Genomic DNA, 22395 nt, shown 5'->3' with positions numbered 1-22395 from the left:
AGTTAAAATTCTATATTTACACCGAAAGTAAACGTACGCGGTCTAGGATACGCATTAGAATCATCTCCTGGTGTTGGATAAGATTTACTATCGTCATCGTTATCGTCTACATTTATTTCAGGATCAAAACCACTATAACCCGTTAACGTAAATACATTATAAACAGACCCATAAAAACGGATTCTGTCCAATCCAAATTTATTGGTTGCACTTTCAGGAAGTGTGTATCCTAACGTTAAAGTATTTAATCTTAAGTAAGAACCGTCTTCAACAAAGTAATCCGAAAAAACGCCAGTTTCACCATAAGGTAAATATGTAGTTGCATTCACATTAAGAGCATCTAAAGCCGCTGGCTCTGTTATTCTAGTCATTTGTCCGTTTATAACATCATAAATTTTATAGTGTCCTGTTAATTCTTTAATTCTGTTTCTAAACAATCCTGATTCTTTACTTCCTGTATAAGCTGCACGATGTTGACTATTAACAATGTCATTCCCATAACTCCATGCGAAATCTGCACCAAAGTCAAAGGCTCTATAATTACCACTCAAGCTAAATCCTCCCGTATGAATGGGATTAGTATCACCAATAATACCTTTGTCATTAATATCTACAATTCCATCAGGACCGCTACCATCAGGACCACTTATATCTTTATATTTTTGTACTCCTGGGTATGCTGTTTGAGAACCTGGTTTATAACCAATAGTTCCATAGATATTAGCTATAACGCCATCCCCAATATCAACAACACCAGGCTTTATTGTATACTCTTGATTAACAGGATTATAATCAAAATCTGATGTCGTATAAATACCATCTGCTTTGTATCCGCGTATTAAACCAACAGGACTACCTACTTCAAGCAAATAGTTACCATATCTTCCATCTACAGCACTACTTAATTCGTCAACATTTCCTTTGTTAAAGTTGATATTAAAACTTCCTCGTAAATTAAAATCTTCTGAATTTATAATATCACCACGAAATGACACCTCTATACCTTTATTACTTGTTTGTCCAATATTATCAGTAATATCGGTGAAACTTGTGAAAGGTGATGTAGGTATAAATATGAGTAAATCTTTAACTGTATTTTTATATAACTCTACAGCTCCACTTAATTTACCATTAAATAATGTATAATCAAAACCTAGGTTTCTAGTAATAGTTGTTTCCCATTTTAAGTTTGGATTAGCAAGCTGTCCTGTAGCTGGTTCGTAAATAGGTTGTATATTCTCGTTTATTGAAAATGTATTTTCTTCACCTGCTGCCCAATTCTGTTTCCATAGTTCTGCATTAATACCGTCACTACCTACAGTACCATAAGAGAATCTTACTTTAAGGTCGTCTAGCCAACTTACATCTTTTAAAAAATCTTCTTCAGATGCACGCCATGCAATAGCACCAGCAGGGAAATACCCCCATTGATTTGTTGGTGCAAATCTAGATGAACCATCTGCACGAAACGTAGCTGTAATTAAATATTTATCATTAAAACCATAATTAAGACGCCCAAATAATGATTGTAAACGGCTTGGTGTCTTTCCTTCAGTTTTATAAGAATGATACTTTGAACCATCCTCAGAATCTTTAAAATATCCTTGCATATTATTCCAAGCACGTTCAGCATCATATGACAAAGGAAATCTCTCAGACTTAACTTCAGAGAAAAAACCACCAGAATCTGCTACTTCATAGCCAGCTAAAGCACTTAATTTATGTGCATCACCTAAACCTTGCACCTGATAATTTAAGGTATTTGCCCAACGATAATTCCACCCTTGAGATAATTTAACTTCTGCTTTACCCTGAGTTGGTTCTCCTGTGATTGGGTCTGTAAAAGATTGTCTAGGACCTCCTTCCCATTTTTTATAATCTGACCAAGAATTAGTTAAACTTAATTCAGTGTTTACTGTAAGTCCATTTACTATTTCCCAACTTAACCCAGTGTTAGCTACTAAATTACGTTTTTTTCCATCAGTTTGATTGTTTAATAAATCTGCAATTGGGCTATATTCTTCGTATATAAGAGATTGATAATCACCGAGAAGTGTGTTGCTAGTTACAACAGAATCTCCTAAGATATCGTCAAAGTTTATGGGACGGAAATAATAGGCATCACCATCACCATCATTATCTCCTTCACTAGTTTGAGAAAATCGCGTATTGAATGTAAGATTAATTTTATCTCCTAATTTTTGATCTAATTTTAAAGATACATTTGTTCTTTTAAAATAAGAAGCTACTTTGTTTCCTTCTTGATCAAGCTGATTAAACGCTAAAAGATATTTGGTATTATCACTACCCCCAGAAATATTAAAATTATGATTATATGTAAACGCACTGTTAAACAATTCTTTGGTGTAATCACGACTTTCAACATTTCTATAATGCTCTATACCTTCTGGATTACTTCCACTATAGTTACCGATGTTCCACATTCTTTCCCAAGCTTCAGAATATTTCTCTGCAATAGCGCTTGCATATGCCCAATTATATTTAATATATTCATAACCATTCATTACTGGTAAATATTCTGGTATTGTACTAAATTGCGTATACCCATCATAAGTAACTTTTGGTTTTCCTGATTTTCCGCTTTTTGTAGTTACAATAACAACTCCATTTGCTCCCCGTGCTCCGTAGATAGCTGTAGAAGAAGCGTCTTTAAGTACATCAATACTTTGAATTTGATTACCTGGAATGTTATCTAAATTATCAACAGGAAATCCATCAACTATAATAAGCGGTTGATTACTTTGAGATATCGATCCGCCCCCACGTACGCGTATCGATATACTTGCCCCAGGACGACCATCTTGGGTTGTAATTCTTACACCAGGCAACTGCCCCTGTATCGCTTGAGCAACATTTGCCACAGGAGCTTTTACAATGTCTGCGGCCGAGACTGAAGCAATAGATCCAGTAACATCACGTCTTGTGGTTGAACCGTATCCTATTACAACCACTTCGTCTAAGACATTTTTATCTTCTAATAAATTTAAGTCTATTGTAGATTGACCTTTAACTGCAATTTCTTGAGTTTTATACCCAAGAAAACTAAATACTAATACATCATTAGCATTAACAGCTATTGAGTAATTCCCATCAAAATCTGTTGCAGTTCCTTTTGTTGTGTTTTTCACAATTACCGACACTCCAGGTAATGGTATTCCAAATTCATCTGAAATGATTCCTTTTACTATGGATGTGTTTTGCCCATGAATTGGCAAGTAAAATATTATTCCTAATAAAAGGAAACAATATTTGAAATTCAGTTTTGTCTTCATATTAATTTAGTTTGGCTTTTGTTTTTATTTATTTAGTTTAATGTGGTTGTAATTTTTTCTGCGCATAGGCATTTTGGATTTAATTAATATTTACGATTATTACTCTCTTTAAATAGATTTAAACAAAAACAAAGCAAATAGCCTTTATTTTATTTACTAAAAACTTTGATTATTTACTATTATTTTTGAAAAAGACACGATTAAAAATTGCAATCGATTACAACAAAAATAAAAAAAAATATATATCTTGCACTATCATTTCTTAAAATTTTCTTAAAAAATTAATAAAAAGCTCTAAATGACAAAAAAAATACAGTGTAAAATTTCATACAATGGAAAAAGTCATATATTGTATCAATAAAAAATAATCTTTATTACTATTTTTTATTGATACAAATAAATAAGTTTGTACTCACTTAAAACCAGCCCATTAATTCATGAGTAAAAAAACAACTATCTATGATATTGCTGCAAAGCTTAATATAACGGCAGCTACAGTATCAAGAGCTTTAAATGGTAATTCTAAAATAAGTGAAAGTACTCGTAAATTAGTTAATGAAACCGCTAAAGAAATGAACTATGAGCAAAACAAACTTGCTCTTGCTCTTAAAAGTGGTAAAAGTTTTAACATAGGAGTTATTGTACCTCGTATAGACAGTAACTTTTTTGCTTCGGTAATACGAGGTATTGAAGAAGAACTACATCCACATGGGTATCATGTGATAATTTGTCAAACACATGACCAAGACACTGTTGAAATTGAAAATATTAATTCGTTACTAAATGCGCAAGTAGACGGAATTTTAATGTCTATTTCTAATTCAAAATTAGAAACGGATGAACACTTTCAAAAATTGTTAAAAAAAGGAGTTCCTTTAATATTTTTTGATAGAAGAAAAGAAATTTCTGGTGTTAGTTCGGTTACTATTGATGACTTTAAAGGCGCCTATACTGCTACGCAACATTTAATAGATCAAGGTTGTAAACGTATTGCGCATTTATCAAATAATCGTGAAATACAAATTTTCAAAAACAGATATTTAGGTTATAAACAAGCCATTATTGATAATGGTCTTGAATTTGACGAGGCTATTGTTATTGAAACCATGAGTAAAGTTTTAGAAGGCCGCAAAACCACTAAACAACTTTTAGCCATGGAAAAACCACCAGATGCTATATTTTCTTCTAGTGATTTTACCGCATTAGGTGCCATTGAAGAAATAAAAGCACATGGACTTAAAATACCAGAAGATATTAGTGTTGTTGGTTTTAGTAACGAGCCGTTTACTCGATTTATGGAACTTTCTATCACCTCTGTAGATCAATCACCTATAGAAATGGGTAGAATTACAGCCCAAGTGTTTTTGGAAGAGGCTAAAAATAGTAAAAAAATAAAATCTGAGAAACAGGTTATTTTATCACCAGAATTGATAATTAGAGACTCTTCATTAAAATCGACTATAGTCTCAGAAAAATAACTAGCTATTGAAAATAAGAAAAGCATAAAAAACCAAGAAATAATTCTTGTTTTTTTATGCTTTTTAATGTCAAAAATAAATTATTTAGTTTGTTTCTTTTTATAAAGACACACCTCGTCTCCAAGGAATAAAGTCATTTTGATTTAACAATTTTGCTTTAGTTTGAACTTCCCCACTAGCCACTTTAATGATGAATTCAAGCATTTCATCAGCCATTTCTTCTATTGTTTTTTCACCGCGAATTACCGCTCCTGTCTCAATATCAATAATATCGGGCATACGTTCTGCTAGTTCAGTATTTGAAGAAACTTTTATAATTGGAGCAATGGGGTTTCCTGTTGGAGTTCCTAAACCTGTAGTGAATAAAACCACATTAGCTCCAGAACCTACTAAACCTGTTGTACTTTCCACATCATTACCTGGAGTACATAATAAATTAAGACCTGGTTTAGTAATATACTCCCCATAATCTAAAACATCTTGTACAGGCGATGTACCTCCTTTTTTAGCAGCACCAGCAGATTTCATCGCATCGGTTATTAAACCGTCTTTAATGTTTCCTGGTGATGGATTCATATCAAACCCTGAGCCTGCATCGACAACCGATTTTTCATAAGCTTGCATTAATTTTAAAAACTTCTTACCATCCTCGTCGTCAACACATCGGTTTACCAACTCTTGTTCTACACCGCATAATTCTGGGAATTCTGCTAACACTGCAGTTCCGTTAAGGGCTGCTAATAAATCGGATACTGCACCTAAAGTTGGGTTTGCTGATATCCCTGAGAATCCATCTGAACCACCACACTCTAAACCTACGCGCAGTTTAGATAAAGGAGCTGGCTCACGCTTAGCATTATTGGCTTCTTTAATTGCTGCGAAAGATTCTTTAACTATTGCTGTTAACATCTCGTTAACGGTTCCCATTTGTTGTTGTTCAAAAATAAGGACTGGCTTTTTCAAATTTGGATTAATAGCATTCAAAGCATCTTTAAAAACACTTATTTGAAGGTTTTGGCACCCTAAACTTAGAACTGTTACACCTGCAACATTTGGATTGTGTACATAACCAGCTAATAATTTTGCCAAACTTTCAGAATCTTGTCTAATCGCTCCACAACCTCCTGGATGTGTAATAAATTTTACATCGATATTATTAAATACTTTTTCAGATTCTTTTTCAACTACAGCTTCCTGTATATCTCCGCTAACTAATGAACGAAGTAATAATTGGTGTGATGTTTCTTTTTCTTTTAAAAGTTCTTTTTCAAAAACTTCTTTTAAAATTTCTATATTTCTATTTTCACAGAATACTAATGGGAAAAACAACCACACATTTTCTGTACCTACTTGACCGTCTTCTCTATGATAACCTAAAAAGGTTTTATCTTTCCATTTATCAACATTTGGAGCTGTCCAGCTAAACGACTCTGTTCTTCCAAATACTTTTTCACTTTGATGTTTTACATTTTCAGTTGTTAAAACATCTCCTTTTTCAATAACTCCATTGGCTGAACCTACAAGAACACCATACATGATGATTCTATCGCCTGATTCAAATTTTTCTAAAGCTATTTTATGCTTCGATTTTGTGTATGACAGTACTTTAACATCTGCACCTTCAAAGGAAATAACTTCTCCTGCTTGTAAATTTACTAAAGCAACTGCAACATTATCTGATGCATTTACTTTCATGATTTTCTTTTGCATACTAATAATTTATAATTAGTTCTGTTTTTAAAACTTTTTGCTATAATTAGCAAATCCTGCTTCAATGCCATTAGCATCAATTTCTTTTAAAGCTAAAGCAACGGCTTCGGTTAGATTATCAATTTTCGTTAAATCTTCACCCCAATAATCTTTAATACTTAATGTGTTTTTAGCAACTTCAGTATAATCTTTAGATTCCCAAATTTTAGTAAAGGTTGCAACAATATCGTCACTATCTTGAACTGGTAACGTTTCTCCATTCCATGTGCCTTTGTAGAAACGTATGAGAGCAGCAAACGCAAATGTTAAGTTGGTTGGCACCTTATGATGCATTTTCACATATCCCAGTAAACTTGGTAGCACTCTCACCGTAAATTTAGAAATTGAATTTAAAGCTATGCTCGATAAATTATGGATAATGAATGGATTTTTGAAACGGTCGAAAATCTCATCAGAGAAACTATTTAACTCCTCTCTATCCATTTCTAAAGTATCGCTAATTTCATCAAATACTGCTTTGTTTATAAAAGGTCCTGTAAACTCATTATCTACAGATTGTTTTACAGTTTTGTTTCCATAAAGTAATGAAAAAGGTACCATGGCAGTATGTGCACCATTTAGAATACGCACTTTTCTTGTACGGTATGGTTGCATATCATCAACAATCTTAACATCTAAATTTGTTTTGTTAAATGGTAATTTTGCTTTTAAAGCATCGCCTCCTTCAATAACCCAAAGCAAAAATACTTCAGCGGCTACTATTAAATTATCTTCATAATCTAATTGGGCATTATAAGCTTCAATTTCATCTTTTGGATAACCTGGTACGATTCTATCTACTAAAGTACTATGAAAAGAATTACTTTCTAACAACCAATTTTTGAAATCATTTCCTAAATTCCAATCGATTACATACTGTAATATAATTTCTTTTAAAGTTTCAGAATTGTGATTGATAAGTTCACAAGGAATAATGGTTAGACCTTTAGAAGCATCACCATTAAAATGCTTGAAACGTTCGTGTAAAAGCACTGTTAATTTTGCTGGAAATGAACTCGGTGGTTGCATATCTGGTCTATCTGAATTCACATATGCAATACCCGCTTCGGTGGTATTAGAAATAATAAATTCCAACGATGCCTCTTTAGCTAAACTTAAATAGTCTTGGAAATTAGCATAAGGATCTACTGCTTTAACAATATTTGAAATTAACTCAACTTCTTGAATTTCTTCTCCTTTTCTAACACCTTTCATAAAAAGTGTATATAAACCATCTTGATCGTTTAGCATCTTTACTAAACCTCTATCAATTGGTTGAACTACAGCGATTCCTGCATTGAAATCGGCAACTTTATTTAACTCTTGAAATGCATAACCAATGAAGGCTCTTAAGAAATTACCTTCTCCAAATTGCACTATTTTTATTGGAAGCAAAGCTTCCAATCCAACATTTTTTCTATTTAATTTTTTCATTATAATTTATAATTGAATACTTTTTAATCTAATAATCCGAACACTCTAGGAAGCCATAAACTTAACTCAGGAATATAAGTCACCAATAATAGTGCTAATACCATGGCTAAAAATAAGGGCATTAATGGCTTAATTACTTTTTCTATGGTTGTATTAGCGACTCCTACACCAACAAATAACACCGAGCCTACTGGGGGTGTACATAAGCCAATACATAAGTTTAACACCATAATCATTCCGAAATGAATAGGATCCATCCCTAGTTTTTGTACTACTGGTAAAAATATGGGGGTGAAAATTAATACAGCAGGCGTCATATCCATAAAAATACCAACAAACAACAATAACAAGTTGATGATTAATAATATGATGACTTTGTTATCACTAATACCTAATAAAGCAGAACTGATATCTTGAGGGATATTCTCATAAGACATTACCCAAGACATGCTCATAGATGCTCCAATTAACAACATAACGATAGCTGTTGTTGCTGAAGAATCTAACAAAATTTCAGGAAGGGATTTAAACGATATTTCTTTATATACAAAACCTAAAACCAACGTATATAAAACCGCAATGGCTGAAGCTTCTGTAGCTGTAAAAATTCCAGTTACAATACCTCCAATAACAACCACCAACAGAAATAAACTTGGCACAGCCGCTACAAAAGTTTTAAATACTTCTTTTAAAGAACTTCTCTCTCCTAATTTATATTTCTTCTTTTTTGCCCATAATGATGCAACAATCATTAAAAACAAACCAGTTAAAATACCTGGAATATAACCTGCTAAAAACAACGCTGCTATGGAAACTCCTCCACTTGCTAGAGAGTATACAATAAGTACATTACTAGGTGGAATAATTAACCCTGTAGTTGCAGATGTAATATTTACAGCAGCACCAAACTCTTTTGAATAACCTTCTTTTTCCATTTCTGGTCCTAAAATACTACCCATAGCTGATGCAGACGCCATGGCCGAACCAGCAATAGCCCCCATTAACATAGCCCCAACAACATTTATAAGTGCTAAGCCTCCTGGTAATGATCCCACTAATGTTTTTGCAAAGGCAATAAGTCGATGCGCAATACCTCCTTTATTCATTAATTGTCCTGAGAGGACGAAAAAGGGTATGGCGAGTAATGCAAAACTATCAAGACCCGTACCCATTCGTTGAGATACTGTAGTAAAAGCAGCTATTGGAGAAATACTTACTAACATGGTTAACATTGCAGAAATAGCAATACTCCATGCTACTGGTGTTCCTATTGATAAAAGAAATAAAAAACTAAAGACTAGTACAAGTACTGGTATATATTCCATCATAACTATTTTTTTAAGAGATCTGAAATTTTGTAATAAATTATTAAAATGCCACTAATTGGAATTACCATATAAACGAATGCTAATGGTATTTGTAATGCAGGAGAACTTTGACCAAGTAAATAACTAATATATACCAATCTAAACCCACCAATAACCAATGCTGTTAAAGAAAACAATATGATTATTACATAAACGACACTCATTAACTTTTTTTGATTTTCTGGACTTACTTTTCTAGGTATAACATCTATAGCTACATGCATATTACGACCAGACACATATGCTGCTCCAAGAATACCTATCCAAATCATTAAATACCTTGCAAGTTCATCAGTGAATGAACTTGGAGTACCTACTACAAATCGTGTAAACACCTGCCATAGTACGTTTATAACCATAACAGCCATTATAACAACAAGTATATTCCCTAAAACTTTATCAATTTTTTCTCGAAGTGTCATGTGTTTATTATTTTATTTTGTTTCTATAATTTGGTGCATTAAATTATTTATTACAGGATTATCTTTATAGCCTTCATAAATACTTTTTACTTTACTCTGAAACAAGGCTTTATCGGGTCTAATAATTGTTACACCAGCTTTTTCAACTTCACGTAAAGCTTCTGCTTCTGCATCGGCCCATAACTCACGCTGATATATTACAGATTTATCAACAGATGCTTGCAACCAGTTTTGTTCTTGTTCAGTTAGTTTATTCCATGTTTCTGTACCAATAACTAAAACGTCTGGCAACACAGTATGTTCATCTAAAGAGTAATATTTACAAACTTCATAGTGACGTGATAAATAAAAACTTGGTGGATTATTTTCGGCTCCATCAACAACACCTTGTTGTAAAGAAGTATATAATTCTCCCCAAGAAATTGGGGTGGCCGAACCTCCTAAAGCTTTAACCATATCCATTGCGGTAACACTTTCCATAACTCTAACTTTTAGACCTTTTAAATCTTCTGGAGTATTGATTGGCTTGTCTTTAGTATAGAAACTTCTACTACCAGCGTCATAATATGCTAATCCTTTTAACCAATACTGCTCACCATCATCCAGTATCTCTTTTCCTACATGACTATCTAATACATTAAAGGAATGCTGTCTATCACGAAACAAAAAAGGAATACCAAAAACTTTCATCTTTGGCGCAAAATTTTCCATAACTCCTACAGAAACTTTGGTCATGTCTAAACTTCCTATTTGTAAAAGTTCCAAACATTCACGTTCACTTCCTAATTGTTGACTTGGATAAATTTGGAGTTTCATTTTTCCTCCAGATCTTTTTTCTAAATCTTTACCCAACTCAACCATGGCTTTGTGTACCGAGTGATTAACATCTAAACCATGAGCTATTTTAATGGTTTTTGTTTTACTCAATTCACCACATCCTACCAACAAAACAACTAGTAATAGCGATATAATTTTAAGGTTTCGTATCATTTTATTTTTAATATTATATGTCCCTTAATTACGAACATCTTTTTTTTGCAATCTTTAATTTTTCAGGAATACAAACATACAAGAAACAGACTCTAATTTATTGTAAAACTGCTATTAATATATTACCAACACTATTTAGCATAATTTCAAGTTTTTACTAAAACTTGAAATACTCTTTAGCATTGTTGTAACTAATATCAGAAACCATTTTACCTATCCATTCCATATCATTTGGTAATTCTCCTCTTTTTATTTCATCACCTAATAGATTACACAAAATACGTCTAAAATATTCGTGTCTTGGAAATGATAAGAAACTTCTTGAATCGGTTAACATTCCAATAAAACAACTAATTAACCCCATATTTGAAAGCGCATTTAATTGTTTTGTCATTCCATCTTTTTGATCTAAAAACCACCATCCAGAACCAAACTGAACTTTACCTTTAACACTGCCATCATTAAAGTTACCTATCATAGTCGCCATCACTTCATTATCGGCGGGATTAAGGTTATAAATTATTGTTTTCGTTAATTTATCTTTACTATCTAAAGCATTTAAAAAGGCTGATAATTTTTGTGCTTGTGGATAATCGCCAATAGAATCCCAACCTGTATCAGGACCTAAAATACGATGCATACGTGCATTGTTATTTCTTAGAGCTCCTAAATGAAATTGTTGTACCCAACCAAACTCATGATATGTTTCACATAAAAACACTAGCACAGCACTTTGGAATTTTAAAGCGTCGTCATTTGAAATCGTCTTTCCTTCTCTTTTCTTAGCAAAAATCGCTTTTATGTCACTTTCCGTATAGTTCTCAAAATAAATTTGATCTAATCCGTGATCACAAAGTTTACAGCCGTTTGCGTTGAAAAACTCAATACGTTTTCTTAAAGCACTTAATAAATCTTGGTAAGAGTTAATTGAAACACCCGCCGATTTCTCAAGGGAGTCTAGATAAGTATTGTACCCATCGGCATTAATTAAAATGGCTTTATCTGGCCTAAAAGCAGTACTAACTTTTACATTAAAATCGCTTTTTGCCAATTGTTGATGGTATTGCAAATTATCTATCGGATCTTCAGTGGTACAAACTAATTCTGCATTTACTTTTTGCAATAATTGTCGTGTACTATGTGTTCCTGCATTTAATTGATCTTGAGTTTGTTCCCAAACTTTTTCAGCTGTTTTCTCACTTAATAAATCGGTAATTCCAAAATATTTCGCAAGTTCTAAATGCGTCCAATGATAAAGAGGGTTGCGCATGGTATAAGGCACTGTTTTTGCCCAGTTTAAAAACTTCTCTTTATCGGTAGCATCACCTGTAATAAACTTTTCATTAATACCTAATGTACGCATAGCACGCCATTTGTAATGATCACCATTAATCCAAACATTGGTGATGTTTTCAAAAGTCTTATCCTCTGCTATTTGTTGTGGAGATAAGTGATTATGATAATCTATTATTGGCTGATTCTTTGAATAATTATGATATAATTCTTCAGCGTATTTATTTTCTAATAAAAAATTGTTGTGAATAAATTTTTTGCTCATTTTATATATAAAATATTAATCTTCATTTGAAGGTTTACTTATCGTAGACCAAATATCAACATAAATATTTGACTGTTACTAAAATTACTTGCCTTCCATGCTAAAAAAATAGCTGCTCCTATTAAATTTTCAGCCCCATCTTGCGGTTGACCTTCTATTAATTATAAATCCTTAAATAAATGCCCATCTACAGTGATTAATCCTGTTTACTGATTTCGAGATAGTTAGGCTCAATACCATTTATAGAAATACCATATTTAGCACTTGCGTTTGCAAATACTTCTATTGTGGTTATACTCAAACTATGAATACCACTAGTTCCAAGTACTCCTTTTCTATTTAAATTAAATAAATTCATGTATTGATCAAATAAATATTAAATCTTATAGAACATCAAGAAATTTAGTGCCGTTGCAAAGTTAAAATTAAATTGAACTTACGAAAATTTCTGTAATCGATTACACAAAAATAATAAAATTATTAAGTTTATTGTGATAAAAAATATTTAAATTATTATAAAACATTCTTTTAATAATAACACCAATAAATAAATTAACGAACCTAAAATAACTTGCAAATATTAGGATTGAATTTAGGTCAAACCATAATAGTGTCCATCCTTTTCCATCATGTTAATCTTCTACAGTAATTTCAGGTATGAATCCCTTAGATTTAGCAGGGAGCTGTTCGTATTCGACAGGTAGGATATTTTTTTCTTCTAAGTAAAAGTGAATTTTATCAGATTCAGATTTACTGGAAACTACATCAAAATATTCTAAGATTCCTTCGGGTAGTAAATATTGGGCTAAATTTAAATGCAAAAGCTCTTTTGATTGTAAATTTAAAAAATATATATAATTGTCCCCAAGTTTTTTATTCTTGAGCCCATAATAGGGATCATGACCAAAAGTTGTGTGTGAATTACCTATAGTTTTCGGATTTTTGCAAAAAAAAGATTTTGGACCATTATCTAGAACTACTCAAACTTATTTTACCTGAATTTCTAATCAACCATTTTGATCTTGTAAAGCATACTAAAAATGGCGAAGTCATGCATCTTTACTTTGAAGAACAAAATGCAACACCTAAAGAAGAATCTAAACGCACATTAATTGCGCATGGTTTTCATAAAGAAGTAACCATCCAAGATTTTCCTTTACGAGGCAATACAGTTTACCTGCATGTTAAGCGTCGCAGATGGTTAGACAAGACCACCAAACAAGTCGTGCAGAGAGATTGGAACTTAGTAGCACAGGGAACTCGTATGACATCAGAGTTCGCTGCTTTTTTAAAAGAAATTAATCAATACTAGAGCTTCAGATTGTCATACCATAGGACATTTTTATGGCGTTGATGGTAAAAAACTACAACGTCAGTATAAAGATTATTTAAGTGATTTTAAAGACTGGAATCAGAAGAAACATGCAAAACAATATCTCATCTTTCCTGAAAATATAGGAAGCCATTTATCTATTGATGAGACTGCTTTGTCAAAGGGAGAACTCTACACCATCATTACCAACAAAAAAGCCAAAGGTAAAAAAGGAAGTATCGTTGCCATTTTTTCTGGCACTAAAGTAGAACCTATTATAGAACAGCTTCTTAAATTATCAGCAAAGAAAAGAACGAAGGTTAAAGAGATTACACTAGACATGGCTAACTCAATGAAAACTATCGCTAAAAAATGTTTCCCAAAAGCCATACAGGTTACTGATCGGTTTCATGTACAGAAATTAGCCTTGGAAGCACTACAAGATATAAGAATCAAATATAGGTGGGACGCCATAGATCTAGAAAACGAAAACATAAAACTTGCCAGAGCAAATCACAAGACCTATAAACAAGAGGTCTTTGATAATGGAGATACCAGAAAACAACTCTTAGCAAGAAGCAGGTATTTACTCTACAAAGCACCCTCTAATTGGACGGAAAATCAATACCAGAGAAGCAAAATACTCTTCGATCAATATCCTGATATCCAACTAGCATTTAACCTAGTTCAAGGCCTTAGAAATATTTTCAATACAGCAAAATCAGTAGAAACTGCATACACAAAGCTAGCGCATTGGTATAAAGATGTTGAACAATCTGGATTTAGAGCATTCAATACAATAGCAAATACGATAACCCTAAACTATAGATCTATACTTAACTATTTCATCAATCGAAGTACAAATGCTTCTGCTGAATCTTTTAACGCAAAGATAAAAGCCTTTAGAGCCCAGTTTAGAGGTGTCAAAAATATAGAATTTTTCCTTTTTAGATTAACCACTATTTTTGCTTAAACACAACTTTTAGCCTTGATCCGCCATAGATCTAGAAAACGAAAACATAAAACTTGCCAGAGCAAATCACAAGACCTATAAACAAGAGGTCTTTGATAATGGAGATACCAGAAAACAACTCTTAGCAAGAAGCAGGTATTTACTCTACAAAGCACCCTCTAATTGGACGGAAAATCAATACCAGAGAAGCAAAATACTCTTCGATCAATATCCTGATATCCAACTAGCATTTAACCTAGTTCAAGGCCTTAGAAATATTTTCAATACAGCAAAATCAGTAGAAACTGCATACACAAAGCTAGCGCATTGGTATAAAGATGTTGAACAATCTGGATTTAGAGCATTCAATACAATAGCAAATACGATAACCCTAAACTATAGATCTATACTTAACTATTTCATCAATCGAAGTACAAATGCTTCTGCTGAATCTTTTAACGCAAAGATAAAAGCCTTTAGAGCCCAGTTTAGAGGTGTCAAAAATATAGAATTTTTCCTTTTTAGATTAACCACTATTTTTGCTTAAACACAACTTTTAGCCTTGATCCCATAATAGTGCCCATCCTTTTCCATCATGTTAATTATAAACAATGAAAAAGTCCTACAATGTATTTAGATGAGAAATTACTTAAAACAAAAAAGCATCCCGATTTTCCGTAAAGAAAAAAGGAAAGCTTCTCATTGGTTTAACTACTTAAACCTTTAGCAAACACAAGGTGCTCACTAACAACACAACTTCTTATTGCCAAAAAAAGCCCTAATCTCTTAGAGCTTTTTAGCAATTTTCGCGGTCTGGACGGGACTCGAACCCGCGACCTTCGCCGTGACAGGGCGACATTCTAACCAACTGAACTACCAGACCGTTGCTTTATTGCGGTTGCAAATATACACGCCTTTTTTAATATCTCAAATCTTTTTTTGAGTTTTTTTTAAAACATTTTTTTTAAACAAACTTTTTTCGCTCTACCATATAGGTTGTCAAGATGTTATTGAAATTTTTATTTACATCTGCCTCTACATATTTAATCTTGTATTGCAAGCATTTAAGCTTTAATGCAGCAAAATACCCCCTTACAGCATCATTATAATTTTCTTTGACACTATCTGCATATAAATTGATAAACTGGCCTGTTTCAACATCAATAAAGCGTTTGGGCTTATTATCGAAGTTAAATTGCAATTCTTTATCTTTATCAAACACATGAAATAAAACCACTTCATGCTTATTATATTTTAAATGACGTAACGCTTCAAACAACTTAGTTTCATTTTCACTTGTTTGAAACATATCAGTAAACAAAAAAATCATCGAGCGTTTATGAATTTTCTCTGCTATTTCATGCAAATACCTATATGTTTCCGTTTGTCTGTTTTTTGGTTTCGAAACAACAGTATCACTTAAATGACTTAATAACATTTGATGGTGACGTTCACTTCCTTTTTCTGGTGCATGATAATCATATGCATCACTATAAATACTTAAACCAACAGTATCTCTTTGTTTTTTTAAAATTTGCATTAAAGACGCTGATGCTAAAACAGAAAATGCTATCTTATTAAGGTTTTCAATAGAAAAAGAGCGCATTTCAGGGTAATGCATCGAGCTACTATTATCTATGATGATATGACAACGCAAATTGGTTTCATCGTCATACCGCTTGGTGTAAAGCTTCTCTGTTTTTGCAAATAATTTCCAATCTATATGGCGGGTGCTTTCACCATTATTGTATATTTTATGTTCAGCAAATTCAGCTGAAAACCCATGAAACGGACTTTTATGCATGCCTGCAATAAATCCCTCAACCACTTGTTTTGCAAGTAATTCGAGATTTTTAAAACCCTCGGCTTTATTTAGTTCGTTTTGTATATTCATAAGCTCCACTAGTCTTTCCTAAAGGGAAGAATTACTTCTATGGAAAAATTTTACTGTTTTGAATTTTATTTAAAAATCACCATCTGAATTCAATTTTAACAATAGTGGTATTGCCTTCAGAGTTAGAGTCTCTAAATAATCCCATCAACAATACCGTATTCAACTGATTCCTCAGCTCCCATCCAATGGTCTCGATTGAAATCTTTCATTATTTTTTCAAAGGTTTGCCCGCAATTTGAAGCCAATAAGTGCGCACTTAATTCTTTTGTTTTTATAATTTCCTGTGCCGTAATTTCTATATCACTGGCTTGACCACTGGCTCCCCCACTTGGTTGGTGAATCATGACACGTGCATGTGGTTGAATAAAACGTTTTCCTTTAGTTCCTGCGGAAAGAATAATAGAACCCATTGATGCAGCAAAACCAGTACATATGGTAGAAACTTCACTTTTCAAAGATTTAATACAATCGTAAATTGCAAAACCAGAGGTTACATAACCACCAGGACTATTTATGTATAGCTGTATATCCTTATTGTCTAAAGCATCTAAATACATCAACCGGTCAATAACATGTTTTGCTGATTTATCATCAACCTGCCCCCATAAAAACACTTTACGTTGTTCTATTAATTTACTATCAATAGCATCCTGAACTTTTATTTTATCACTCATTTTTTATTTAATTTTTATCTAAAATAAAAAAAGGTTTACCATTATGGCAAACCTTTTTAGTTTTCTTTTCTATATCTATTACAAAAGCGCATCAATTGCCTCTGTATAAGCGTTTTTTGGCGCTACACCAACTTGACGTCCAACAACTTCTCCGTTTTGAAAAACTAAAACCGTAGGTATGTTACGCACGCCATATTTTGCAGCAAATTCTTGGTTCGCATCTACATCAACTTTACCAACAACTGCTTTTCCTTCGTATTCTTCACTTATTTGTTCAATAATTGGTCCCACCATTCTACATGGTCCACACCAAGCTGCCCAAAAATCAACCATTACCGGTTTTGTACTTTTTAATACTGTTTCCTCAAACGTCGCATCTGTTATTTCTAATGCCATAATATTTATATTTTAATTCTTATTTTACTTTAATACTGCAAAATTAGTCAAAAAATTCTCTAAAGTTTACAAGGTAACAATTTGTTTTCTTTATACTAACATTGCTTTGCACTATTATAGGTTTGTTTTAGGTGCTTACACTGGCTTATGCAACTCGCATCTAAATCAAAAAAATAGCAAACTCTAATAGTCAAAATACCAATTAAACAAATCGGTTCTAATTCCAAAGTTAAACCAAACGGTATTGTTTTTAAATGCACTCGTAGTTTCTGCTTCAGGATTAAAATTCCTAACAGTTATATCGGTAAATATTTTAAGATTTGTAGCTGGATTAATTAAATAACCTGCTTGTAAATTACCATTAAAAATTTTGGTTTTAATCCCTTGACCAACCGTAACGCCTATATCATAAGGGCGGTCGTTATAATCTCTATAAACATCACCTCCATAACTAAAATTATCTGTGCCATCGTTAAAATCCAATCCACGTACACCAAAAATAAGTTTTGCATCTGCGAACCAACGTTTGTAATGGTAACGTCCAATTAAAATAGCTTCACTAAAGTTGGCACCCCACAGGTGCGCCATCGATTGGTTATTATGCCCATAATTAAGCACAATAGTATTATGTGAATAGGTGTATGGCCTAACACGATTATATTCAAACTGCAACAACAAATTATCAACTTTAAAGGCGTTATAATATTTAACACCTAATTGATAACCGTATTTATTTTTCCAACTTTTCTCTCCCCCCTTTATGTCACTCAATGAAAATTCATCTAAAATAAACTGGCTATATAAATTTACATTGTCATTCCATTTATATTTTGCTGAAGCTCCCAATAGTGCATTTCCAGCACCTTGACCTGTCTCAAATTCAATGGCTCTGTAAAATATAATTGGATTTAAATAATTCACATCAAAACCCCTATCATTACTATTAGTCCACAATACCGATTCGAACAAACCGATGTTTAATTTCTTAGAAACGTTCCAACTTAAGTAGTGATTAGCGATGTATTTGCTTAAAAATGCTTTATCATTCTCAACTTCAGGACGTACATCTTTTAACCACATCCACGTATTCGTATACTTTATTTTCCAAAAGGAGGTGTTTAATTTTAAAAAAGGATGCGGACTGGCAACATCACTCAACAGTAACGACCGATACCCATCTCCTATAAAATTTTTACCATGTCCGAATTGTATATTTATAAATTTAGCAGGTTTATACGATAAATAAGCCTCAGCCACAGGATAGTCGTAAGAATCGGCTTTAAAACGCTTTGCTATACCGCGTCCAGGAATAATTGCAGGGTCTGGACCAAAGGCTTTTAAACTTTCCGCATATTCATTTACATATTGAGCAAATCGTCCTTGGCTTTCAAAAACCGACGCATAAAAACTTAACTTGCTTCCCAAACCACCTTGCACCAAAAACCCGCGGGTATTATTATACGTTGTATTAAAATCGGCGTTAACATCCGTTCCTGTTTCTAAATCTAAAATTGGATCTACGGTAAACCAATAATCGATTCCTTGCAATTGCACCAAATGTTCATTCCAAAGCTTTCTTCCTGCCCAAGTATCGACTTCTTTTAGCAATTTATCTTTTTCTACTTTAAAGTCATAATATTTCGATACGTCTTCATAAATAAATGGTTTTGATGCGGTATGGCTGTTAGTTCCAACCATATTCATTTGCCTATCAAACCTAGCGTAATCACTATGTGTAAATGGAATGTTTAGTTGGCTAGCATACGCTTTATCTTCAAACACTTTCAAAACAGTATTCACACTATCAAATTCTGCCTTGGCCTGTTGCTCTATTTTAGACAACTCATTTTTTTTAGCTGCATCTGGAGTTATGGTTGTTTGATTAACTAAAGGTATGCGTATCGGGATGGTGTATTGCTTATAGGTTTTTCTCCCATTGTATGTTGCTGGTGTCACTTTTGGAAATAGTGAAAACACGCGTTTCACTTCTGCTTTCAACTCATCATACATAGCCTCTACATATAATACTTTAAATTGCCCTGTCGTATCCACCTCAAAAAGCACTATTACTTCGCCTTTATAATCTTCTCTAGAGACTTTTTCAGGCTCCTTAAAAGTGTTGTAAATATTTGTATAAATATTCGTATCAAAACAATGCTGCAACACATCTATTGTTAAGCTATCGCAACTTGGGAATACAGGAGGTTTTTCATTATGAGCCCTGTTTTGAGAATACATCGTAAGGCTTGTAAAAAGGAGGAATAGAACAACGAATTGCTTCATAGTTTTTTTAAACTTGGATTTAGGATCGAAAGATACTATATTTTTAATAATCGATTATTAAAAAAGCCGTTATCAAGTGATAGATAACGGCTTTTTCTTGTTTGAATTTTAACAAAATTAATCTTGTACTTGAAATATGATGGGCAATGTATAAATAACACCTACATTTTTATCGCGTTGTTTACCGGGTGTCATTTCTGGAATAATATTAATAACACGTTCTGCTTCTTTTTCTAATTGAGAATGAGTCCCTCTAACTTGGATATCATTAACACGTCCTGTTTTATCAATTTTAAATTGCGTGCGAATCACTTGTTTACCAGATAAACCTAATTCACTACTCAAATTGGTATTGAACTTTTTTTGAATGAGTTGTGTTATTTTATCGGACATGCATTTACGCTTTTCGTCGTTTGTTTTTTTGTTTTCACAGCCTGGGTAAATTGGCACATTTTCTATTGCCTCAAAACGCACATTCTCAGGATCGACTGGTTTTTTAACTAGAGTAATAATACCTGGATTAAAAGTTTGTGCTATTGACGGTGTTGGTTTATCTGGTGTATCAATAAAAATATCTGGAGCTGTATTTGGAACTTCCACGAATTCCTGTATTGGATCGCTAGTTTCATGTTTAACTGGCTCTTCCTTCATTGCTACTTCAGGTTTAAAAACCACAGCATCTACCATAAAGCTTTCATCTGGCAAATAAACATCCACAACCTTTGGGATAGTTGTTTCAAACTTCATCTCTAACAACCCATAGGCTGCGAGTAAACAAACAATTAAGCCAATTTGGAAATAAAGGCTCGAGTTTTTTCGTAAATTTACATCCTGCTTTTGTGACTTTTTCACGATTTGTCCATTTTGCCGAATGGATTCGTGTGTTTTTTTTGGATTACTCATAATAATTATAGTTTAAATGTTAATATTATGATAAAGTCTCAATAAGTATACCAAAAAAGAAATCCCGTTACAAGTTTTGTAACGGGATTTTATATTTTAAAACTCCTTCTCTTTAGTACTAAGAAAAATTAATCTTGTACTTGAAAAACGATTGGTAATGAATAAGGTACTGTTACTGGTTTACCACGTTGTTTACCTGGTTGCATTTTGGGAAGTAACCCAATAACGCGAGATGCTTCTTTTTCTAACCCTGGGTGTGGTGCTCTTGCGCGAATACCTACAACATTTCCTGTTTTATCTATTTTAAAGATAACATTAATACGTTGTCTGCCTGATAAACCTAGTTCACTAGCTAAATCAACATTAAACTTTTTGTTTACAAAATCTTGTATTTTTTTAGACATACAGTCTCTCTTAGCTGTATTATCTCCACCTTCACAACCTGGAAATACTGGAACGTTTTCAATAACTGCAAAAGGAACCTCAACATCTTCCTCGATAGCAGGAGCTACTTTTACTGCTTCTACTTTTACAATTTTTTGTTCTTGATTAGATTCCGTAGATTCTATAACTGTTTCTACCACTTCTATCTCATCTTCTACAATCTCAATGATTTCTGGAGCTGCTGGTGGTGGTGGTGGTGGTGGTGGTGTTTGTAATTGTTGTGTTAATGGAATTTCTTCTTCTAATTCTTCATCCATCTGTACCGTACCTATATCGACATTGGATTTATCATATGTTTTGAAATTGATAGCGAAATTTGTTAAAAATAACATTAGCGCTAAACCAATGGCGAAATAAAGTGAACTGTTACGTCCAACATTTGCTTTAGGATTTTTTTTAGGTTCCATAATTTAAATTGTTTTTCAAGATTGCTAAAATAACTATTTATTTATCAAATAAGCAAGTGTTTATTATTTTTTAATAGTAATCAAATTTTTAATGAATACAATTATTACAGTAAGAAACACGCCCATTGTATTTGCCATAACATCATATACATCAGATGATCGTGAGGTTGTGAGCACTCCCTGTAGTACCTCAATAACTATACCAAATACTATTGAAAAAAGCGCAGCATACAATAATGCCTTCCTTCTTTCAAGCCTAAATGTATTAAAAAAAGTATTATACCATAAAAAAGCTAAGACTGTATATGCTAAAAAATGAAATATTTTATCGCCAAAAGACACCCCAAGATTTGGGATTTTTTTTATTTTGATTAGACAGATAGTAGCTAATACTACTGTATAAACTATACTTACTAAAGGTAAAAGCTTTTTAAGCACCTATAAGTGTTTTATAAGCATCGGCAGACATTAGATTTTCTACTTGCGATAGGTCTGTACATTTAAGTTTTATCATCCAACCATCTCCATAAGGGTCTGTATTTACTTTTTCAGGTTCGTCTTCTAAAGCAGTGTTGAACTCAATAATTTCCCCTGTTAATGGCAAAAATAAATCGGATACTGTTTTTACAGCTTCAACCGTTCCAAAAATTTCTTCGGCTTCTAAAGTTTCATCAACTGTTTCAACTTCAACATACACAATATCACCTAATTCACTTTGTGCAAAATCGGTAATACCAATAGTTGCTATATCTCCTTCAATACTTACCCACTCGTGGTCTTTTGTATATTTTAATTCTGATGGAATATTCATTTTATTATTTTAAGTTAGTACTTGACAA

19 protein-coding genes and 1 tRNA gene are annotated in these 22395 nt (G+C 32.8%); 4 read left to right on the top strand and 16 right to left on the bottom strand.

The window, feature by feature from the left end; genetic code table 11:
• Positions 1-2: 2 nt before the first annotated feature.
• Positions 3-3293: a TonB-dependent receptor gene (locus QLS71_RS08940; RefSeq protein ID WP_308991108.1), complete on the bottom strand. Its 3291-nt coding sequence runs from the start codon at positions 3291-3293 to the stop codon at positions 3-5.
• A 437-nt stretch (positions 3294-3730) separates the two neighbouring features.
• On the opposite strand from QLS71_RS08940, the gene QLS71_RS08935 reads away from it, so the two are divergent.
• Positions 3731-4771, top strand: coding sequence for a LacI family DNA-binding transcriptional regulator (locus QLS71_RS08935; RefSeq protein WP_308991109.1), 1041 nt, complete (start codon positions 3731-3733; stop codon positions 4769-4771).
• Between the two features lie 99 nt (positions 4772-4870).
• Here the strand turns inward: QLS71_RS08935 and QLS71_RS08930 are convergent, their stop codons facing one another.
• From QLS71_RS08930 to uxaC, 6 genes are all read right to left on the bottom strand, one after another.
• Entirely contained in the window at positions 4871-6481 is a 1611-nt protein-coding gene (locus QLS71_RS08930) for an altronate dehydratase family protein (RefSeq protein ID WP_308991110.1), read from the bottom strand.
• A gap of 27 nt (positions 6482-6508) precedes the next feature.
• Positions 6509-7954, bottom strand: coding sequence for a tagaturonate reductase (locus tag QLS71_RS08925; protein WP_308991111.1), 1446 nt, complete (start codon positions 7952-7954; stop codon positions 6509-6511).
• 23 nt (positions 7955-7977) lie between these two features.
• Positions 7978-9279 carry a TRAP transporter large permease gene (locus QLS71_RS08920; protein WP_308991118.1) on the bottom strand — a complete coding sequence of 434 codons (1302 nt, stop codon included), beginning with the start codon at positions 9277-9279 and terminating at the stop codon, positions 7978-7980.
• A gap of 5 nt (positions 9280-9284) precedes the next feature.
• Positions 9285-9743, bottom strand: a complete 459-nt coding sequence (locus QLS71_RS08915) for a TRAP transporter small permease (RefSeq protein WP_308991112.1) — start codon at positions 9741-9743, stop codon at positions 9285-9287.
• Between the two features lie 12 nt (positions 9744-9755).
• Positions 9756-10733, bottom strand: a complete 978-nt coding sequence (locus QLS71_RS08910; RefSeq protein WP_308991113.1) for a TRAP transporter substrate-binding protein — start codon at positions 10731-10733, stop codon at positions 9756-9758.
• 157 nt (positions 10734-10890) lie between these two features.
• Positions 10891-12291 carry a glucuronate isomerase gene (gene uxaC, locus QLS71_RS08905; RefSeq protein ID WP_308991114.1) on the bottom strand — a complete coding sequence of 467 codons (1401 nt, stop codon included), beginning with the start codon at positions 12289-12291 and terminating at the stop codon, positions 10891-10893.
• A 958-nt stretch (positions 12292-13249) separates the two neighbouring features.
• Between uxaC and QLS71_RS08900 the strand changes: the two genes are divergently transcribed.
• From QLS71_RS08900 to QLS71_RS08890, 3 genes are read left to right on the top strand one after another with little or no spacing between them, the layout of a single operon-like run.
• Positions 13250-13603 carry a transposase family protein gene (locus QLS71_RS08900; protein WP_308991875.1) on the top strand — a complete coding sequence of 118 codons (354 nt, stop codon included), beginning with the start codon at positions 13250-13252 and terminating at the stop codon, positions 13601-13603.
• Positions 13604-13622: 19 nt separating this feature from the next.
• Positions 13623-14576 carry a transposase gene (locus QLS71_RS08895; protein WP_348636626.1) on the top strand — a complete coding sequence of 318 codons (954 nt, stop codon included), beginning with the start codon at positions 13623-13625 and terminating at the stop codon, positions 14574-14576.
• Between the two features lie 25 nt (positions 14577-14601).
• A complete protein-coding gene (locus tag QLS71_RS08890) occupies positions 14602-15102 on the top strand; it encodes a transposase (protein WP_348636630.1) in 501 nt (166 codons plus the stop codon).
• Between the two features lie 262 nt (positions 15103-15364).
• Here QLS71_RS08890 and QLS71_RS08885 read toward each other — a convergent pair.
• The 9 genes from QLS71_RS08885 to gcvH all read right to left on the bottom strand — a co-directional run bounded on the left by QLS71_RS08885 (position 15365) and on the right by gcvH (position 22367).
• Positions 15365-15438 (bottom strand) — tRNA-Asp (locus tag QLS71_RS08885).
• An 81-nt stretch (positions 15439-15519) separates the two neighbouring features.
• Positions 15520-16449, bottom strand: coding sequence for a DUF58 domain-containing protein (locus tag QLS71_RS08880; protein WP_308993082.1), 930 nt, complete (start codon positions 16447-16449; stop codon positions 15520-15522).
• A gap of 131 nt (positions 16450-16580) precedes the next feature.
• The gene (locus tag QLS71_RS08875) at positions 16581-17123 is read right to left on the bottom strand and encodes an ATP-dependent Clp protease proteolytic subunit (protein WP_308993083.1); all 543 of its coding nucleotides are present in this window, start codon (positions 17121-17123) and stop codon (positions 16581-16583) included.
• A gap of 78 nt (positions 17124-17201) precedes the next feature.
• Positions 17202-17519 carry a thioredoxin gene (gene trxA, locus QLS71_RS08870; protein WP_308993084.1) on the bottom strand — a complete coding sequence of 106 codons (318 nt, stop codon included), beginning with the start codon at positions 17517-17519 and terminating at the stop codon, positions 17202-17204.
• A 183-nt stretch (positions 17520-17702) separates the two neighbouring features.
• Positions 17703-19802 carry a gliding motility protein RemB gene (locus QLS71_RS08865; RefSeq protein ID WP_308993085.1) on the bottom strand — a complete coding sequence of 700 codons (2100 nt, stop codon included), beginning with the start codon at positions 19800-19802 and terminating at the stop codon, positions 17703-17705.
• A 117-nt stretch (positions 19803-19919) separates the two neighbouring features.
• Entirely contained in the window at positions 19920-20705 is a 786-nt protein-coding gene (locus tag QLS71_RS08860; RefSeq protein ID WP_308993086.1) for an energy transducer TonB, read from the bottom strand.
• Positions 20706-20833: 128 nt separating this feature from the next.
• Positions 20834-21556 (bottom strand): energy transducer TonB, encoded by a 723-nt coding sequence (locus tag QLS71_RS08855; RefSeq protein WP_308993087.1) that lies wholly within the window; start codon positions 21554-21556, stop codon positions 20834-20836.
• Between the two features lie 63 nt (positions 21557-21619).
• Positions 21620-21898: a VanZ family protein gene (locus QLS71_RS08850; protein ID WP_348636629.1), complete on the bottom strand. Its 279-nt coding sequence runs from the start codon at positions 21896-21898 to the stop codon at positions 21620-21622.
• A gap of 88 nt (positions 21899-21986) precedes the next feature.
• Entirely contained in the window at positions 21987-22367 is a 381-nt protein-coding gene (gene gcvH / locus QLS71_RS08845) for a glycine cleavage system protein GcvH (protein WP_308993089.1), read from the bottom strand.
• Positions 22368-22395: the final 28 nt, after the last annotated feature.

The sequence above is a fragment of the Mariniflexile litorale genome, from assembly GCF_031128465.2.
Lineage (GTDB): Bacteria > Bacteroidota > Bacteroidia > Flavobacteriales > Flavobacteriaceae > Mariniflexile > Mariniflexile litorale.
This window is presented reverse-complemented; position numbering and strand designations above follow the sequence as displayed.